This window comes from Allobosea sp. 05L423 (assembly GCF_056397745.1).
Map to the genome: position 1 here is coordinate 264052 of NZ_JBFTOA010000003.1, position 18410 is coordinate 282461.

Below are 18410 nucleotides of genomic sequence, written 5' to 3' on the forward strand. Positions count from 1 at the left end.
AAACTCAGGCAGAAAGAGCAGCTGTCTTGTCTTGAGATGCTCGGGTCAAGCCCGAGCGTGACGGCGCGGCACGATCTCGGTGCAGCAAATGCTAGAGCGCAAGCCCCGCATCCCAATAGGGCGTGGCGCCGTAGAGTTCGCCGAGGTAGTCGACGAAGGCGCGCACCTTCTGCTCCATATGCCGGCGGCTCGGATAGACCGCATAGACCGCGACGCGCGAACCGACGGCATAGGCCGGCAGCACACGCTGCAGCGCGCCGGATTTCAGCTCCGGGCCGACATCCCAGGTCGAGCGCAGGGCGATGCCGACGCCGCCGAGCAGCGCCTCGCGCACGACCTCGCTCGAATTGGTGCGCAACGGGCCGTTGACGCGCACCGAGACGGGTCCCTCCGGCCCGTCCAGCCGCCAATGATCCGTGTTATGGGCGATCAGCGTATGCCGGGCGAGATCGCCGATCTCGCCCGGCATACCATGGGTCGCGAGATAGCCCGGCGTGGCGCAGAGCACGCGGTGGTTCGGCGCCAGCCGCTTCGCGACGAGGCTCGAATCCTGCAGGTCGGCGATGCGGATCGCCAGATCGAAGCCCTCGCCGACGACGTCGACGAACGCATCGCTCAGGACGAGCTCGACCGTCACCAGCGGGTTGCCATCGAGGAAGCGCTTGAGATGCGGCGCGACATGCATGCGCCCGAACGAGGTCGGCGCCGAGACGCGCAGCGTGCCGCGGACCTGACCGGCGCCGCTCGCGACCCACGCCTCGGCCTCCTCGATCGAGGCCAGGATCGAGACGACGCGCTCATAGAAGCCCTGGCCAGCCTCGGTCAGCGCCAGCTGCCGCGTCGTGCGTTGGAGCAGGCGCACGCCGAGCCGCTCCTCCAGCCGGCGGATGCGCTTCGAGATGACGGCGGGCGACAGATTGAGCTGCCGGCCGGCCGCCGACATGCTCTTCGCCGTCACTACATGCGCAAATACATCGAGATCGCCGAATCGATCCATAAACAAGCTACCTTTTCCAAACTGGAAATAATGGCTGGCTTTGGCTGCGCTGCAAGAGCCATTGAATTGATCTAATCTGCAGCGCAAACAATGCGCCGAGAGCAGTGCCTCGGCGCCGTGGAGATGGGAGGGAGCGATGAGCGCGATAGCTTTTCCGGTGCCGGATGCCGGCATCCTCGCCCGCCGCGAAGCGATCATCGCCGGCCTCTCCGGCCTGGTGGCGCGGGAAGCCCTGATCACCAGCGACGACGAGCGCCGCCCCTACGAGACCGATGCGCTGACCGCCTATCGCCGCATGCCGCTCGCGGTCGTGCTGCCCTCGACCACGCAGGAGGTGGCGGCCGTGCTGCGCTATTGCCTTGAGCAGGGCGTCCCGGTGGTGCCGCGCGGTGCCGGCACTTCGCTGGCCGGCGGCTCGATCCCGCAGGAGGATGCGATCGTCGTCGGCGTCTCGAAGATGAACCGCATCCTTGAAATCGACTACGCCAACCGCACCGCCAGGGTGCAGGCCGGCGTCACCAATCTCGCGGTGACCGGCGCCGTCTCGGCCGAAGGCTTCTTCTACGCGCCCGACCCGTCCTCGCAGCTCGCCTGCTCGATCGGCGGCAATATCGGCATGAACTCGGGCGGAGCGCATTGCCTGAAATACGGCGTCACCACCAACAACGTGCTCGGCGTGACGATGGTGATGCTGGACGGCAGCATCGTCGAGATCGGCGGCGGCCATCTCGATTCGCCCGGCTACGATCTGCTCGGCCTGATCAACGGTTCGGAGGGCCAGCTCGGTATCATCACCGAGGCGACGGTGCGGATCCTGCGCTCGGCCGAGGGGGCGCGGCCGGTGCTGTTCGGCTTCCCGACCAGCGAGCAGGCCGGTGCGGCCGTGGCGGCGATTATCGGCGCCGGCATCATCCCGGTGGCGATGGAGTTCATGGACAAGCCGGCGATCGAGATCTGTGAGGCCTTCGCCAAGGCCGGCTATCCGATGGATTGCGGCGCGCTGCTGATCATCGAGGTCGAGGGTTCGGACGAGGAGATGGACGCGCAGCTCGCCCGCATCGTCGCCATCGCCCGCGAGCACGGCGTTACCACCGTCAAGGAATCGAAATCGGCGATGGAGGCGGCGGCGATCTGGAAGGGCCGCAAGTCGGCCTTCGGCGCCACCGGCCGCATCGCCGACTACATCTGTATGGACGGCACGATCCCGACCGGCCAGTTGCCTTTTGTGCTCAGGCGCATGGACGAGATCGTGAAGAGCTACGGCCTGCGCGTCGCCAATGTCTTCCACGCCGGCGACGGCAATCTGCACCCGCTGATCCTCTACAACTGCAACGATCCGGTCGAGGCGCAGAAGGCGGAGGATGCCGGCATGGACATCCTCAAGCTCTGCGTCGAGGTCGGCGGCTGCCTCACCGGCGAGCACGGGGTCGGCATCGAGAAGCGCGACCTGATGACCTTCCAGTTCAACCCGGAGGACCTGGCGCAGCAGATGCGGGTGAGGGCGGTGTTCGACGAGCGCTGGCTGCTCAACCCCGCGAAGGTGTTTCCGCTCGAAGGACGGATCGCGGCGTGATCATCCACACTCCCACCACCGAGGCGCAGGCCTGCGCCGTCGTCAAATCGGTGATCGATTCGCGCGTCCCCCTGACCCTGCGCGGCGGCGGCACGCGCGCTGGCCTCGGCCGCCCTGCGCAGGCCGCGAGCACCTTGTCGAGCGCCGGCCTCACCGGCATCACCCTCTACGAGCCGGCCGAGATGGTCATCGCCGCGCGCGCCGGAACGCCGCTCGCCTTGGTACAGGAGACGCTGGCCGAACGCGGCCAGATGCTGCCCTTCGAGCCGATGGATCATCGCGCCCTCTACGGCACGGAAGGCGAGCCGACGATCGGCGCTGTCGCCGTCTGCAACATCTCCGGTCCGCGCCGCATCAATGCCGGTGCCGCGCGCGACTCCCTGATCGGTATCCGCATGGTCAATGGCCGCGGCGAGATGATCAAATCCGGCGGGCGCGTGATGAAGAACGTCACCGGCCTCGATTTGGTGAAGCTGGTCAGCGGCAGCCACGGCACGCTGGGCTTCCTCACCGAAGTCACCTTCCGCGTGCTGCCGAAGCCGGCGGAGATCGCGACGCTGCAATGGCGCGGGCTGTCGGACGTGCAGGGCGTAGCCCTGCTGTCCAAGGCGCTGGGCTCGCCCTTCGAGCCGATGGCCGCTGCCCATCTTCCCGCCGGCCTCGCCGGGGAGGAGGCCGTGACGCTGCTGCGTCTGGAGAACTTCCCGGATTCGATCGAGTACCGCTCTGGCGAGCTCGCATTGCTGCTCGGCGAATACGGCGTGCCGGACCGGCTGGACGGCGAGGGCATCGGTTCGCTCTGGCGTAGCATCCGCGACGCCGCCTTCTTCGCGGGCACTGCCGAGGCCATCTGGCGCCTTTCGCTCAAGCCGACGGATGGTGCGAAGGCCGCCACGGCGATCGGGCGGATGCTGCCGGGCGCGCGCTGGTTCTACGACTGGGGCGGCGGGCTGGTCTGGCTGGCGGCTCCGGCCGATGGCGACGCCGGCGCGGCCGCTATTCGCACGGCGCTGAAGCCGCTCGGCGGCCACGCCACGCTGGTGCGCGCGCCCGATGCGGTACGTGCCGCCGTCGATGTCTTCCAGCCGCTGGCCGAGCCGCTGATGCGCGTCACGGCCGGCATCAAGAAGAGCTTCGACCCGGCCGGCATTTTGGAGCCGGGTCGGATGTATGCGGGGATCTGATGGCGCTCGCTGATACCTTGTCCTCCGAAATAGCCCCGCCGCGCGCGAGCTGGGCGCCGGGCCGCCTGAGCCCGATGGCCATCGCCTTGCTGGCCGCGCTGCTGATCGCCATCGCGGCTGGCACGCTGCTCTGGATGGGCCGCGAGCCGATCTGCAAATGCGGGAATATCAAGTTTTGGCAGGGCACGGTGATGTCCTCCGAGAACTCCCAGCACGTCACCGACTGGTACACCTTCTCGCACATCATCCACGGCTTCCTGTTCTACGGCCTGTTCTGGCTGATCCGCCGCGTCAGCGGCCTGCCGATCTCGTTCGGCCTCGCGCTGCTGCTCGCCATCGTGGCCGAGAGCGCCTGGGAGATCACCGAGAACACCGACGCGGTGATCAATCACTACCGTTCGGCGACGATCTCGCTCGACTATTACGGGGACAGCGTCCTGAACTCGGTCAGCGACATCCTCGCCATGGTGCTGGGCTTCCTCGTCGCACGGTTGGCGCCGGTCTGGGTGACGGTGACCAGCGCGCTGGCGATGGAGCTGATCGTCGGCTGGCTGATCCGCGACAACCTCACCCTCAACGTCATCATGCTGCTCTGGCCGATGGACTGGATCAAAGCCTGGCAGGGCGGAGCCTGAGCGATGCAGACCAATTTCAGTCCCGAGCGCCTCGCTTCCGATCCGCGCATGCCGGCCTCGGAGAAGATCCTGCGCACCTGCGTGCATTGCGGCTTCTGCACCGCGACCTGCCCGACCTATCTGCTGCTCGGCGACGAGCTCGATTCCCCGCGCGGACGCATATACCTGATCAAGGACATGTTGGAGAACGGCAAGCCGGCGACGCCGGAGGTGGTCACCCATATTGACCGCTGCCTGTCCTGTCTGTCCTGCATGACGACCTGTCCTTCGGGCGTGCACTACATGCACCTCGTCGACCACGCCCGCGCCCATATCGAGGAAACCTACACGCGGTCCTGGCATGACAGGCTTCTGCGCAAGGTGCTGGCGGCGATCCTGCCCTATCCCGCCCGCTTCCGTGCCGCGATGCTGGCGGCCCTGATTGGCAAGCCGCTTGCGCCGCTGCTCGGGGTGGTGCCGGTCGTCGGCCCGCGGCTGAAGGCGATGCTGGCGCTGGCGCCCGTGCGGCTGCCGACGCGCTCCACTATGGAGGGCCCGCAGAGCTTCCCGCCGCCCGCAGCGCGGACGAAGCGCGTCGCGCTGCTCTCCGGCTGCGCCCAGCCGGTGCTCGATCCCGCCATCAACGAGGCGACGATCCGCTTGCTCAACCGCCACGGCGTCGAGGTCGTGCTGCCGAAAGGGGAGGGCTGCTGCGGCGCGCTCGTCCACCATATGGGGCAGGAGCACGACGCCCTGTCCTTTGCCCGCGCGAACATCGACGCCTGGATGGCGGAGATCGACGGCGAGGGGCTCGACGCCATCCTGATCACGGCCTCGGGCTGCGGCACGACGATCAAGGATTACGGATTCATGTTCCGCAACGAGCCTGATTATGCCGAGAAGGCGGCGAAGGTCTCCGCGCTGGCCAAGGACGTCACCGAGTTCCTGGAGACGCTTGAGCTGTCAGCGGTGCGCGATGTCGCCATGCCGATCGCCTATCACTCGGCGTGCTCGATGCAGCATGGCCAGCAGTTGAAAGATGGGCCGAAGCGGCTGCTGTCGGGCGCCGGCTTCAAGGTGAAGGAGGTGCCGGAAGGCCATATCTGCTGTGGGTCGGCCGGCGTCTACAACATCCTCCAGCCCGAGATCGCCGGGCGCCTGCGCGAGCGCAAGATCGGCAACATCGAGCGCACCAAGCCGGTGCTGGTCGCAACCGGCAATATCGGCTGCATGACCCAGCTCGCGAAGGGTTTTGCCGACAAGGGCGCGACGACCCCGGTGGTTCACACCGCCGAACTGCTCGACTGGGCGACTGGCGGCCCGCTTCCTGAAAAGTTGGCGCGGGCGGGGATCGCGGACAGGCCGTTGCGCGTTGCGACACTCGCGGCGGCCGAATAGCCAACAAGCGCGTCATGCTCGGGCTTGACCCGAGCATCTCCTGCCGCAGAGGGCACCGGCACCTTCGTGTCACGAGATTCTCGGGTCTGCGCTTCGCTCCGCCCGAGAATGACGCCCCGTGACTTGCTCCCTGCGTCGCGGCGGTCTAACCCGCCTCGTACGTTTGTACCGCACGCCCCAATCCGAGTTCGCCCATGTCCGCCGACAAATCCGCCCCTGCCAAGCTGAAGGCCCGCCAGCCGCGGGGCTTCGTCGATCGTGGCCCGGCCGATGTCGCCGCTACCGAGCGCATGCTCTCCGTCATCCGCGAGAGCTTCTCGGTCTATGGCTTCGATCCGGTCGAGACGCCCTTCGTCGAATACACCGATGCGCTCGGCAAGTTCCTGCCCGACCAGGACCGGCCGAACGAGGGCGTCTTCTCCTTCCAGGACGATGACGAGCAGTGGCTCTCGCTGCGCTACGACCTGACGGCGCCGCTCGCCCGCTATGTCGCTGAGAATTTCGACGCGCTGCCCAAGCCCTATCGCAGCTACCGTGTCGGCTACGTCTTCCGCAACGAGAAGCCCGGCCCGGGTCGCTTCCGCCAGTTCATGCAGTTCGATGCCGATATCGTCGGCTCGGGCACTGTCGCGGGCGATGCCGAGATCTGCATGCTCGCCGCCGACACGATGGAGAAGCTCGGCATCAAGCGCGGCGACTATGTCGTGAAGGTCAACAACCGCAAGGTGCTCGACGGCGTGATGGATGCGGCCGGGATCGAGGCGGCTGCGCGCCTTACGGTGCTGCGGGCTATCGACAAGGCCGACAAGTTTCCGCTGGACGAGGTCCGCAAGCTCCTCGGCGAAGGCCGCAAGGACGAGAGTGGCGACTTCACCAAGGGAGCTGGCCTGTCCGGCGCTCAGGCGGATCGCATCATCAGCTATCTTGAGCTCGGCCAGAAGCTCGCCGAACTGGGCAAGGCCAATGCCGAGGACAGCGAAGGTTCCGCCAAGCTGTCGGCCGAGGCGCTGACCGATCTGCGTGGGCTCGTCGAAAGCGCCGAGAACGGTCAGGCCGGTATCGCGGAACTGGATCAGATCCGCGAGCTGATCACGGCGGCCGGCTATCTCGGGCGGATCATCATCGACCCCTCCGTCGTCCGTGGCCTCGAATACTACACCGGCCCGGTCTACGAGGTGGAGCTGACCTTCCCCGTCACCAATGATGACGGGCAGGTGGTGCGCTTCGGCTCGGTGGCAGGCGGCGGACGCTATGACGGACTCGTCGGCCGGTTCCGGCCCGAACCTGTGCCGGCGACCGGCTTCTCGATCGGCGTCTCGCGGCTCTTCTCGGCGCTGAAGGCGGTGAAATCGCCGATCGTCGACAGCAAAAGTGAGCTGCCGCTGGTCGTCGTCACGGCGATGGACAACAAGTCGCCGGAATTCATGCCGGGCTATCAGGCGATGGTCTCCGCCTTGCGGCAGGCCAAGGATGCCGATGGCAAGCCGCTGCTGCGCGCCGACCTCTATCTCGGCGCCTCCGGCTTCAACGCGCAGATGAAATATGCCGACCGGCGCGGCGCCATCTGCGCGGTCATCCAGGGCTCGTCCGAGCGCGAGGCCGGCACCGTCGTGATCAAGGACCTGATCCTCGGCGCCGAACTCGCCGCCGCCAGCCGCGACGTCAAGGACTCCGCCGAGCACAAGGCCAAGCAGGCGCAGGCGCAGTTCGCCGTGCCGGTGGATCAATTGGTGGACGGGGTGAAGACCGTGCTCCAGCGTCATGCTCGGGCTTGACCCGAGCATCTCTTGCCGGAGATTCTCGGGTCCGCGCTTCGCTTCGCCCGAGAATGACGTGAACCTCGAACCGTCCTTCGTCTACATCATGACGAACAAGCCGCGAGGCACGTTGTATCTTGGTGTGACCGCTGATCTGGTCAAACGCGCTTCGGAGCACAAGCTGCTTGTCGGTCGGTCGTTTACGGCAAGATACAATCTCGACAAGCTCGTCTGGTTCGAGACCTTCGATCATATCGAGCTCGCGATCCAGCGCGAGACGAGCCTGAAGCGCTGGGATCGGGAGTGGAAGATCGAAATGATCGAGAAGATTAATCCAGATTGGCGTGATCTATGCGAAGACATCTACCCCGAGTCCTTCTCGGCCGGAGCGTAGCACAGAGCCGAGAAACTTGGGCGGAAGGGCGGTAGAGCCTTCCTCGTCCTGAGATGCTCGGGTCAAGCCCGAGCATGAGGGCTGGAAAATCCCGTTCACCCAATTCCCTCAAATCCCTCGAAAGTTCGTCGCACCGCTGCTAGGACGGCGCTCGCAACAGGATAGGAAGCCGTGTCCGCAAGCCGCGCCAGCATCGAGACCGTGATCGCGCTCTTCGCAGGCGAGGGCTATGTCCATGCCGAGCCCGCGATCCTGCAACCCGCCGACGTCTTCCTCGATCTCTCGGGCGAGGACATCCGCCGCCGCATCTTCATGACGCAGGATGCCGACGGCCGCGACTGGTGCCTGCGACCCGAATACACCATCCCCGTCGCGCTCGATCACATCGCCTCGGGCTCGACCGAGCCGGCGGCCTATGCCTATGCCGGCCCGGTCTTCCGCATGCGCGCCGGTGAGCCGGGCGAGTTCCAGCAGGCAGGAATCGAATCCTTCGGCCGCGCGGATTTCACCGCCGCCGATGCCGAGATCATGGCTGTCACCATCGAGGCGACGACCGCGCTGGGCCTGAAGGTGCCGCGTATCCAGATGGGCGATGTCGCGCTGCTCGGTGCGCTGCTCGACGGGCTCTCGGTGCCGCGGGCCGCGCGCCGCCGCCTCGTGCGCGCCATCGTGCAGGGCAAGGGAACGGAAGCGGTCGAGGCGCTCGATCCGCCGGCGGCAGATGGCGAGGCCGCCCATGCCGGCCTGCTCAAGGCGCTGGAAGGGCAGGACCCCAAGGCCGCCCGCGCCTTCGTCGAGGACGTGCTGTCGATTGCCGGCATCTCGACGGTCGGCGGGCGCACGGCTGCGGATATCGCAGAACGCTTCCTGGCCCGCGCGGCCGAGCGCGAAAACCCGGTGAATGGCGACGTCAAGGCGCTGCTCGCCCAAGTGCTCGCCGTCTCGGGCGATCCCGATGCCGCCTCCGCTGCGCTCCGGGCGCTGGCCGACCAGGCTTCGCTCGATCTGGGTCGGCAGCTCGACGCCTTCGACGAGCGTACCGGCTTCCTCGCCGCGCGCGGCGTGGATGTCGGGGCGATCCGCTTCTCGGCCGGCTTCGCCCGCAATCTCGACTACTACACCGGCTTCATCTTCGAGCTGCACGATGCGGCCCGCGGTGACGGCAAGCCGGTCGCCGGCGGCGGCCGCTATGACAACGTCCTCGGCCGTCTCGGCGCGGGCCGGCCGATCCCGGCCGTCGGCGCCTCGCTCTGGCTCGACCGGCTGACGGGAGACGCGGCATGAGCCAGTCGTCCAGCAACGATGCCCCGCTCGTCCTCGCGGTGCCCTCCAAGGGCCGCCTGCAGGAGAACGCGACCGCCTTCTTCGGCCGGGCCGGGTTGAAATTCGTCAAGGCCAGCGGCGAGCGCGGCTATCGCGGCAAGATTGCCGGTGTGGAAGGCGCCGAGGTCGCGTTCCTCTCTGCCTCCGAGATCGTCGCGCAGCTCGCCTCGGGCGCAGCCCATCTCGGCATCACCGGCGAGGATCTCGTCCGCGAGCAACTGTCTGACGCCGATGCCGCCGTCGAGATGCTGACGCCGCTCGGCTTCGGCCAGGCGAATGTCGTCGTCGCCGTACCGCAGGCCTGGATCGACGTGCGCAGCATGGCCGATCTCGACGATGTCGCTTCGACCATGCGCGCCCGCCATGGCCGCAAGCTGCGCGTCGCCACGAAATATGTGCACCTGACCCGCCGCTTCTTCGCCGAGCACGGCCTCGCCGATTACCGCATCGTCGAGAGCCTCGGCGCGACCGAAGGCGCGCCCGCCGCCGGCACGGCCGAGATCGTGGTCGACATCACCACCACCGGCGCGACGCTGGCGGCCAATGCGCTGAAGGTGCTGGACGACGGCGTGATGCTGGCCTCGGAGGCCAATCTCGTCGCCTCGATGCGTGCCCCCTGGGGCGAGCGCGCCAGGGCTGCCGCGAAGACCATCCTCTCGCGCATCGCGGCGGAGGAGGAGGGGCGCACGATCCGCGAGGTCCGTGCGCGTCTCGATCTGTCGCCGGAGGTGCTGGCGGTTCTCGCGGAGCGTTTCGGCGCCCGGCTGCCGTTCGGTGTGCCGGCTGCCGGCGCGCCGCTGACGCTGCATTGCCCGGACAAGGCCGTCTTCTCGCTGGTCGAGCATCTCGACGGACTCGGTGCCGACGACGTGACCGTCTCTGCCCCGACTTATGTCTTCCGTCGGTCGAACCGCCTGCTGGAACGACTCAACGCCCGGATCTGAAGCTGCTTTCTGCGATGGAATGACGAGATCGGTCGCGGTTCAGCCTTGATCCTGAACCAATTGGCCTCTAGGCGTGTTAACCGGTTTGGCGGCCGGCCGCGCGGCCGTGCGAGTGAATGCAGGTAAGACGATCATGATCCGACGCCTTGGCCTTGCGGCCGTTCTTGCTGGCCTGGCCGTGCCGATGCTGATGCCGGGCGAAGCCATGGCGCAGCGCCGCCAGCAGATGCCGTCGCGCTCCGAGCTCGGCGGCGGGCAGACGGAGATTCCGCAGGCCCAGCAGGAGAAGACCTTTCCGGTCGGCGCGAGCTGGAGCGTTGTCCAGCTGAACGGCAAGCCGGTTTACGAGCGCCGGGCGACGCTGATCATCGACAAGAACCTCCGCGGCACCGGCTTTGGTGGCTGCAACACCTTTTCGGCCTCGGCCTACCCGCTGCGCCAGCAGGGCCTCGCCGTGGGGCCGATCGCGCTTACCAAGCGTGATTGCGACAAGGGACTGCTCGAGTTTGAGCGCACCTTCCTCACCGCACTGCGCGGTGCGCGCAACTGGGACATCGTCAATGGCCGCCTCGTCCTCAAGGGCGCGGCCGGCGAGGTAACCCTCAGCCGCTCGCTCTGACGCCTGCTTCTCCCCTCGGGGGAGAAGGTGTCTGCGCAGCAGATGGATGAGGAAAGGGCCGCGCAAGCGGCCCTTTCTTGTATCAGTGAGGCGGGTCGGCCCTCATCCGACGCCGTTTCGCCGTGCCACCTTCTCCCCGAGGGGAGAAGGGAAGCGCCCTTCGACGTCAGGCAGCCGGCGTTTTTTCCGTCGGCGTCGGGGTGAAGGTGCCGTCGACATTCGGCTCCATCGTGACGATGGCGTCGTGCATGGCGCGCAACGTCGCGCGATGGCCGATCGAGACGATACGGGCCTCGGGAAGTTCCCGGTCGATCGTGGCGTAAATCTCGCCCTCCAGCTTCTCGTCGAGCGAGGCGGTGGCCTCGTCGAGGAAGAGCCAGTCCGGCTTGCTCAGCAGCGCACGCGCGACAGCCAGCCGCTGCTGCTCGCCGCCCGAGAGACGCTGCCCCCAGAGATCGACCTCGTCGAGCTTGTCGGCGAGATGGCCGAGCTTGACCTTCTCCATCGCGGCGCGGATCGCGGCGTCGTCATAGGCGCCTTCCTTGGCCGGATAGGCCAGCGCGGCTCGCAGCGAGCCTTGCGGCAGATAAGGGCGCTGCGGCAGCAGCATGATATCCGCTTCGGGCGGAATCCCGACCTTGCCGTCGCCGAAGGGCCAGATGCCGGCGATGGCGCGGAACAGCGTCGACTTGCCGGAGCCGGACGGGCCGATCAGCAGGGTTGAGCGCGCCTTGCCGAAATCGAGCGAGCCGAGCTTCACGATCGGCTTGCCGTTCGGCAGCAGCAGCGTGGCGTTGCGGATATGCAGGCCCTGGTCGCGCGAGGTCTCGCGGCTGAGAGCCTCCTCGCTGATCGGCCCGTGCTGCGCGTCGGCGATCGCTGACGCAAACGAGGTCAGGCGGTTGATCGAAGCGAGGTAGGAGGCGATCGAGGAGTAGCTGTTGATGATGAAGGAGAGCGCGGTCTGCACTCGGTCGAAGGCGCCGGCCACCTGCATCATGATGCCGAGCGTGATCGTGCCCGCGAAGTAGTAGGGCGCCAGGATGATGTAGGGCAGAACGACGCTAAGCTGGTTGTAGGACAGGGTGAAGCTGGTCAGCTTCAGCCGGCGCCAGACCAGCCGGTAGAAGTTCTCGACGATGTCGCCGAAGCGGCGGGCGAGGTGAGCGCGCTCCGTCGGCTCGCCGACCATCAGCGCGATCTGTTCGGAATATTCGCGCAGGCGGGCCAGGGAGAAGCGGAAATTCGCCTCCCGCTTCTCCTGCTCGAATTCGAGCCGGATCAGCGGGCGCCCGATCAGGTGCGTCAGCCAAGTCGCCGCGACCGCGTAGAAGAACGCGACCCAGAAGATATAGCCGGGAACGGCGATCGAGGTGCCGGGCAGGTTGAAGGCGACCGGGATGTTCCAGAGGATGATCGAGAACGAGACCAGCGTCGAAACCTGCGAGAGCAGGGGCAGCGCGAAGTTGTAGGTCTGGTTGACGAAGGCGCGCGTGTCTTCGGCGATACGCTGGTCGGGGTTGTCGACGCTGCCGGCAAGCGCGATCCGGTAATGCGTCGCGTGATCGAGCCAGTGTTGCGTGTACTCGTTCGCCATGAACTGCCGCCAGCGGATCAGGATGGTGTAGTTGGCGAAGAGCTCGATGAGGTTCGAAATGACCCAGAGCAGGGCCCAGACGCAGAAGACGTAGAAGAGCTGATACCAGAATGCCGCCGCATCCTTGTTCTGCAGCGCGTCATACATGTCGCGGTTGAAGAAGGAGAGGCGCAGCGTGATGCCGACCTGGGTCTGGTTCAACACGATCAGAAAGACGAACAGCGAGACCGCAAGCGTGCCGAGCCGGATCCGGAACGGACCGATCGGCCAGAGATTGGCCGTGGTGACCTCCTGCGATTCGAAATAGGGTGAGGCGATCCGGGCGATGCGCGCGATCACCGGCACGAAGGAGATCGCGTAGATCAGGATGCCGAAGACGCCGACGGTGGTCGGCAGGCTGGACGGCACCGCGGGAACCTGCAGCTCTGGTGGCCACCAGTCGATCTGCGCCAGCACGGCTGCCGCACCGAACAGCACATATTCGATGGCGAACACGCCGGAGAAGATGCGCAGGAAGAACGGCAGGGTCGGCGAGCGGAAGGTTACCACCGCCAGCAGCAGGCCGACGACGCCCATGCCGATCAGCCCGGCCGATCCGGTCTGTTGGCCGGCGACCAGCGTGACGGCCGCCAGCAGGGCGACGAAGATGCTCAACAGACGCATGGGCAGGGATCCTGGCGGGAAACGGTGGGCTCCACGATTCGGACCATGTCGCAGCGGATGGGGCCTTTCAATGGCGATGCGCCCGAATGAGCAAATTGTCATCTGGCGGACAGGCGCCTGCGAGGCCGGAATCCGCGCCGGAGCCGCAAAGCAAAACGCCCCGGAGCGAGCTCGGCTCGTCCGGGGCGGAAGGCAAGTCTAGCGGAGCCGTAGCCCGCTGGTCGCGAGCGTCACTCGGCGGCGACGATCTTGCCAGCGTCCCACTTGTACATCGAGAAGCTCGGCGAGCTCAGGTCGCCGGTCTTGCCGTAGGTCAGCGTGCCGATCGCGGTCTTGACCGGCATGCCGGACTGCAGCGCCTTGGCGGCGCCGGTCGCGTCGCCGGCCTTGCCGGCCTTCTCGATGGCGGCCTTGAGCACCTCGACCGCGGCATAGGCGTTGAGCGTGAAGGCCTCCGGAGGAATGCCCTTCTCCTTCAGCGCGGCGACGGCCTGGGCAGAATCCGGGTTCTTCAGCGCGTCGGTGGCGTTGGTGAAGAGGGTGCCGGTGGCATGATCGCCGCCGATCGCCGCGAACTCGGTGTTGGAGAGGCCCTCACCGCCGATGATCGTCGCCTTGACGCCGGCATCGGCGAGCTGGCGCGAGAGCAACCCGCCCTCGGGGTGGTAGCCGCCGAAATAGATCACATCGACGTTGGCGGCCTTGAGGCGCGTCACGACGGCCGAGAGGTCCTTGTCGCCGGGGTTGACCGTCAGCGCGACGACCTCCTTGAGCCCACCGGCATTGATGCCCTTCTGGAAGGCATCGGCGAGGCCCTTGCCGTAGGTACCCTTGTCGTGGACGATCGCGATCTTCTTGTCCTTCAGGTTCTTCAGGACATAAGCGGCGGCGATGTCCGCCTGCTGGTCGTCGCGGCCGCAGGTGCGGAAGACGTTGCTCAAGCCGCGCGTCGTCAACGCCGGCGAGGTTGCGGTCGGCGTCACCATCAGCACGCCGCTCTCGGAGAGCACGTCGGAAACCGCCATGGCGACGCCCGAGGTCACCGGGCCGACCACGAACTTGACCTTCTCGCCGACGAGGAGGTTGGCGGACGAGACGCCCTGCTTCGGATCGCCGGCATCGTCGGCGAGCTTCAGCACGAGCTTCTCGCCGAGCACGCCGCCATTCTTGTTGATGACGTCGACGGCGGTCTGGGCGCCGTTCTTGACCTGGTCGCCATAGGCAGCGACGGGGCCGGTCAGCGGCGCGACGAGGCCGATGGTGATGTCGGCCTGAGCGGCCTGTGCCGACAGGAACAGCGTGGCGGCCAACGCAGCGCCCGAGAGGAAATAGGATTTTTTCATCTGCATCTCCCTACGACATGCAATTTATGCGCGCGACCCTGCCGAGGATCGCCTGTCGCCTGTATAGGCCAGGGCCGGTCCGAGGGACACTGCCTGCATTTTCATCAGCGATCGCGACAAACGCATGGCAATGCGACGGCCGGCCTCGCCGGGAGCAGGGTCGCTGGTTTGGAATTCGCTCAGCCGCTCTTCGCCTTGCGCTGAGCTTCCAGCTCCTCGGTGACGGCGATGACGTCAAGATAATCCTCATGACGCGCCAGCGCATAGCGCGAGACATGGCCATCGGTGAAGGTTTTCCAGACGTCCGGAGCGGCCTCCCTCATCGCGTTCATGGCTGCGACGAAATCGTCCTTCAGCCCCTGGGGCAGGTTGGCGCGGGTCGAGAACGGGCTGGTGGGGATCAGGGGCGATGTCCAGAGCACGCGGGTCGAACCGGCCGGGATCATGCCGCGCTGGGCGAGGCGCTGGGCGACGCCGGACTCGGTATTGACCTGATAGGTCGCGACGACGTCGAACTGCCCGCGCACCAGCGCCAGCACGGAGTTGTCGTGCCCGCCGGAAAAGACGGTGCCGCTGAAATAGGCCTTCGGGTCGATGCCTTGCTTGCGCAGGAAATAAGCGGGGAAAGCGTATCCGGAGGTCGAGTTCGGATCGGCGAAGGCCAGAACCTTGCCCTTGAGATCGGCAAGGTTCTGATAGGCGCTGTCCGCCCGCACCAGCAGCACCGAATAGTAGCCTTCCTGGCCTTGGTTATCGACGTCGCGCAGCAGCGGCTGGAGCTTTTCGCCCAGCACACGGCGCCCGAGCGCGTAGACGGCCGGTCCGAAGCGGGCGAAGTCGACCTGGTCGGCACGCATCGCCTCGACGAGGCCGGCATAGTCCGAAACCCTGAAGAACCGGACGGGCACGCCGAGGCGCTGCGACAGGTAGTCGACCATCGGCTGGGTGCGGGCGATGGCACCGGTTTCGTTCTCGGCGGAAGAGACGCCGAAGCGCAACTCCTTGATGCTCTGTCGCCAGTCCGGCGCCCGCGCGAAAGCGGGGACGGCGCTCGTGGCGGCAAGGCCGGCGAGGACTGAGCGGCGTGTCGGCATGATGCTTCCCAGGATACGACGAATGCGTTGAGCGGTCCTGGATGCATGCGGGGGGCGACGGCTGGATGGCGGGGGGATGACAGTGCCGTGAAACGAAGAAAGGCCCGGCTTGCGCCGGGCCTTCCATGATTGCCTTGGGAGGCTGGATCAGAAGTCCATGCCGCCCCCGAAACCGGGCCTGCCCGGTTTCGGCATTCAGACGCTTTGGGCGTCCGGACTTCCTCAGAAGTCCATGCCGCCCATGCCGCCGCCGCCCATCGGGGGCATCGGCGAGTCCTTCTTCGGCAGCTCGGCGATCATCGCCTCGGTGGTGATCAGCAGGCCCGCGATCGAAGCCGCGTCCTGGATCGCCGTGCGCACGACCTTGGTCGGGTCGATGATTCCGGCCTTGACCAGATCGCCGTACTCGCCGGTCTGGGCGTTGTAGCCCCAGGCGTAGTCCTTCGACTCGAGCAGCTTGCCGATCACGACCGCGCCGTCATCGCCGGCGTTGTCGACAATCTGGCGGGCCGGAGCGGCGATCGCCTTGCGGACGATCTCGACACCGGTCTTCTGGTCGTCGTTCTGGGTCTTGATCGACTTGACCGAGTTCAGAGCGCGCAGCAGGGCGACGCCGCCGCCCGGCAGGATGCCTTCTTCCACCGCGGCGCGGGTGGCGTTCAGGGCATCGTCAACGCGGTCCTTCTTCTCCTTGACCTCGACCTCGGTCGCGCCGCCGACGCGGATCACCGCGACGCCGCCAGCGAGCTTGGCCAGGCGCTCCTGGAGCTTCTCGCGGTCGTAGTCCGAGGTGGTCTCCTCGATCTGGGCCTTGATCTGACCGACGCGGGCTTCGATGTCCTTCTTCTTGCCGGCGCCGTCGATGATCGTGGTGTTCTCCTTCTCGATGCGCACCTTCTTGGCGCGGCCGAGCATGTTGAGCGTCACGGTCTCGAGCTTGATGCCGAGGTCTTCCGAGATCATCTGGCCGGCGGTCAGGATCGAGATGTCCTCGAGCATGGCCTTGCGGCGGTCACCGAAGCCCGGAGCCTTGACGGCCGCGACCTTGAGGCCGCCACGGAGCTTGTTGACGACGAGCGTGGCGAGAGCCTCGCCCTCGACGTCCTCGGCGATGATGAGCAGCGGCTTGCCGGTCTGAACGACGGCCTCGAGGATCGGCAGCATCGCCTGCAGCGAGGAGAGCTTCTTCTCGAAGATCAGGACGTAGGGGTCGTCCAGCTCCGCGATCATCTTCTCGGAGTTGGTGATGAAGTAAGGCGATAGATAGCCACGGTCGAACTGCATGCCCTCGACGACGTCGAGCTCGGTCTCGGCGGTCTTGGCTTCCTCGACGGTGATGACGCCCTCGTTGCCGACCTTCTGCATGGCGGTCGAGATCATCTTGCCGACCGACTCGTCGCCGTTCGCCGAGATCGTGCCGACCTGCGCGACTTCCGCGTTCGAGGTGACCTTCTTCGAGTTCTTCTTGAGGTCGGCGACGATGGCCTCGACGGCCAGGTCGATGCCGCGCTTCAGGTCCATCGGGTTCATGCCGGCCGCAACCGACTTGGCGCCCTCGCGGACGATCGCCTGGGCCAGGACCGTGGCGGTCGTGGTGCCGTCGCCGGCATGGTCGTTCTGACGGGACGCGACTTCGCGAACCATCTGGGCGCCCATGTTCTCGAACTTGTCGGCGAGCTCGATCTCCTTGGCGACGGTGACGCCGTCCTTGGTGATGCGCGGAGCGCCGAACGACTTCTCGATCACGACGTTGCGGCCCTTCGGACCGAGCGTGACCTTCACGGCGTTGGCGAGGATGTCCACGCCGCGCAGCATCTTGTCGCGGGCGTCGGAGGAGAACTTGACGTCTTTGGCAGCCATGAGAGCTACTCCTTGAAATGGAAACGGAAGAGAGCGGTCAGGCGGCTATCAGCCGACGACGCCCATGATGTCGGATTCCTTCATGATCAGGAGATCCTGGCCATCGATCTTGACTTCGGTGCCCGACCACTTGCCGAACAGGACGCGGTCGCCCTTCTTGACATCGAGGGCAACGAGCTTGCCGGCTTCGTCACGCGCGCCGGGACCGACGGCGATGACCTCGCCCTCCTGGGGCTTTTCCTTGGCGGTCTCGGGAATGATGATGCCACCCTTGGTCTTCTCTTCGCCATCCAGGCGGCGGACCACGACGCGGTCATGCAAAGGACGGAACTTCATGGTTCTGTCTTCCTCTCGGTCTTATTCGGTTCGGGCGCCGCTGAATGGCTCCCGGGGGAGGCTGTTAGCAGTCAACGAAGGAGAGTGCTAACAGATGGCCGGGAGATAGGCTCGGGGTCCCGGAGAGTCAAGGAAGCCTGCGACAACAAAGTGAACGCCGCCGGGTGCGGCATCGCAGCCCTTAGCCTTTCGGCTGCCGCACGCGCTAGAACACGCTAAGATGGCTGAATGACGACACTCGCGCCCCCGCCCGCGCCCGATCCGCGCCTCGACGACATCGCGCGTTCCTGCGTGGCGCTACACGTCCGGATGACGGCCCGGGCCGTCACCCGTGCCTATGACGAGGCGATGCGGCCGAGCGGCCTCAAGATCACCCAGTTTGTCCTGCTTTCGGCGCTGAGCACCGGGCAATGGAAGTCGATCACCGAGCTGGCCGAGCGTTTCGCGCTGGAGCGAACTTCGCTGACCCGCAATCTCCAGCTTCTCGCTGCTGAGGGCATGGTCGAGCCGGTCGAGTGCCGGGGCCGAGCCGCGGTCTATGCGGTGACGCAGAAGGGCAGGGCTGCGATCGAGGCCGCCATTCCGTACTGGCGGGCGGCGCAGGACAGGATCGAAGGCGGCTTCGGCGAGGAGCGCTGGCGCGAGACCCGCGACGGGCTGAGGGCGCTGCGCCGCGCGGCGCGGGACGTTCTGTGAACGCGGTGTCCAATCAAC

General features: G+C 66.5%; 16 protein-coding genes. 10 read left to right on the forward strand and 6 right to left on the reverse strand.

What is annotated here, in order from left to right:
* Positions 1-91: 91 nt before the first annotated feature.
* Positions 92-997, reverse strand: a complete 906-nt coding sequence (locus AC1DNE_RS09375) for a LysR family transcriptional regulator (RefSeq protein WP_476764976.1) — start codon at positions 995-997, stop codon at positions 92-94.
* A gap of 136 nt (positions 998-1133) precedes the next feature.
* Here AC1DNE_RS09375 and AC1DNE_RS09380 point away from each other — a divergent pair, with 136 nt between their 5' ends.
* From AC1DNE_RS09380 to AC1DNE_RS09420, 9 genes are all read left to right on the forward strand, one after another.
* Positions 1134-2570 carry an FAD-binding oxidoreductase gene (locus AC1DNE_RS09380; RefSeq protein WP_441468717.1) on the forward strand — a complete coding sequence of 479 codons (1437 nt, stop codon included), beginning with the start codon at positions 1134-1136 and terminating at the stop codon, positions 2568-2570.
* On the forward strand, positions 2567-3754 hold the full coding sequence (locus AC1DNE_RS09385) for an FAD-binding protein (protein WP_441468716.1): 1188 nt from the start codon (positions 2567-2569) through the stop codon (positions 3752-3754). The genes AC1DNE_RS09380 and AC1DNE_RS09385 overlap by 4 nt, the downstream gene beginning before the upstream one ends.
* Complete coding sequence (locus AC1DNE_RS09390) at positions 3754-4389, forward strand: DUF2585 domain-containing protein (protein ID WP_441468715.1); 636 nt, start codon at positions 3754-3756, stop codon at positions 4387-4389. The genes AC1DNE_RS09385 and AC1DNE_RS09390 overlap by 1 nt, the downstream gene beginning before the upstream one ends.
* A gap of 3 nt (positions 4390-4392) precedes the next feature.
* The gene (gene glcF / locus AC1DNE_RS09395) at positions 4393-5766 is read left to right on the forward strand and encodes a glycolate oxidase subunit GlcF (RefSeq protein WP_441468714.1); all 1374 of its coding nucleotides are present in this window, start codon (positions 4393-4395) and stop codon (positions 5764-5766) included.
* 194 nt (positions 5767-5960) lie between these two features.
* The gene (gene hisS, locus AC1DNE_RS09400; RefSeq protein ID WP_441468713.1) at positions 5961-7541 is read left to right on the forward strand and encodes a histidine--tRNA ligase; all 1581 of its coding nucleotides are present in this window, start codon (positions 5961-5963) and stop codon (positions 7539-7541) included.
* A gap of 58 nt (positions 7542-7599) precedes the next feature.
* Positions 7600-7917 (forward strand): GIY-YIG nuclease family protein, encoded by a 318-nt coding sequence (locus AC1DNE_RS09405; RefSeq protein ID WP_441468712.1) that lies wholly within the window; start codon positions 7600-7602, stop codon positions 7915-7917.
* A gap of 171 nt (positions 7918-8088) precedes the next feature.
* Positions 8089-9201, forward strand: a complete 1113-nt coding sequence (locus tag AC1DNE_RS09410; protein WP_476764932.1) for an ATP phosphoribosyltransferase regulatory subunit — start codon at positions 8089-8091, stop codon at positions 9199-9201.
* Complete coding sequence (gene hisG, locus AC1DNE_RS09415) at positions 9198-10184, forward strand: ATP phosphoribosyltransferase (protein ID WP_476764933.1); 987 nt, start codon at positions 9198-9200, stop codon at positions 10182-10184. Before AC1DNE_RS09410 ends, hisG begins: the two co-directional genes overlap by 4 nt.
* Positions 10185-10317: 133 nt before the next feature.
* Positions 10318-10803, forward strand: a complete 486-nt coding sequence (locus AC1DNE_RS09420) for an META domain-containing protein (RefSeq protein WP_476764934.1) — start codon at positions 10318-10320, stop codon at positions 10801-10803.
* A 166-nt stretch (positions 10804-10969) separates the two neighbouring features.
* On the opposite strand, the gene AC1DNE_RS09425 is transcribed toward AC1DNE_RS09420, so the two are convergent.
* The 5 genes from AC1DNE_RS09425 to groES all read right to left on the reverse strand — a co-directional run bounded on the left by AC1DNE_RS09425 (position 10970) and on the right by groES (position 17696).
* Positions 10970-13063 (reverse strand): ABC transporter ATP-binding protein/permease, encoded by a 2094-nt coding sequence (locus tag AC1DNE_RS09425; RefSeq protein ID WP_476764935.1) that lies wholly within the window; start codon positions 13061-13063, stop codon positions 10970-10972.
* A gap of 230 nt (positions 13064-13293) precedes the next feature.
* Complete coding sequence (locus AC1DNE_RS09430) at positions 13294-14406, reverse strand: branched-chain amino acid ABC transporter substrate-binding protein (protein WP_476764936.1); 1113 nt, start codon at positions 14404-14406, stop codon at positions 13294-13296.
* Positions 14407-14585: 179 nt separating this feature from the next.
* A complete protein-coding gene (gene phnD, locus AC1DNE_RS09435) occupies positions 14586-15500 on the reverse strand; it encodes a phosphate/phosphite/phosphonate ABC transporter substrate-binding protein (RefSeq protein ID WP_476764937.1) in 915 nt (304 codons plus the stop codon).
* Between the two features lie 222 nt (positions 15501-15722).
* The gene (gene groL, locus AC1DNE_RS09440) at positions 15723-17360 is read right to left on the reverse strand and encodes a chaperonin GroEL (protein WP_441468705.1); all 1638 of its coding nucleotides are present in this window, start codon (positions 17358-17360) and stop codon (positions 15723-15725) included.
* A 48-nt stretch (positions 17361-17408) separates the two neighbouring features.
* A complete protein-coding gene (gene groES / locus AC1DNE_RS09445; RefSeq protein WP_112578552.1) occupies positions 17409-17696 on the reverse strand; it encodes a co-chaperone GroES in 288 nt (95 codons plus the stop codon).
* Positions 17697-17924: 228 nt separating this feature from the next.
* On the opposite strand from groES, the gene AC1DNE_RS09450 reads away from it, so the two are divergent.
* A complete protein-coding gene (locus tag AC1DNE_RS09450; protein ID WP_441468704.1) occupies positions 17925-18392 on the forward strand; it encodes a MarR family winged helix-turn-helix transcriptional regulator in 468 nt (155 codons plus the stop codon).
* Positions 18393-18410: the final 18 nt, after the last annotated feature.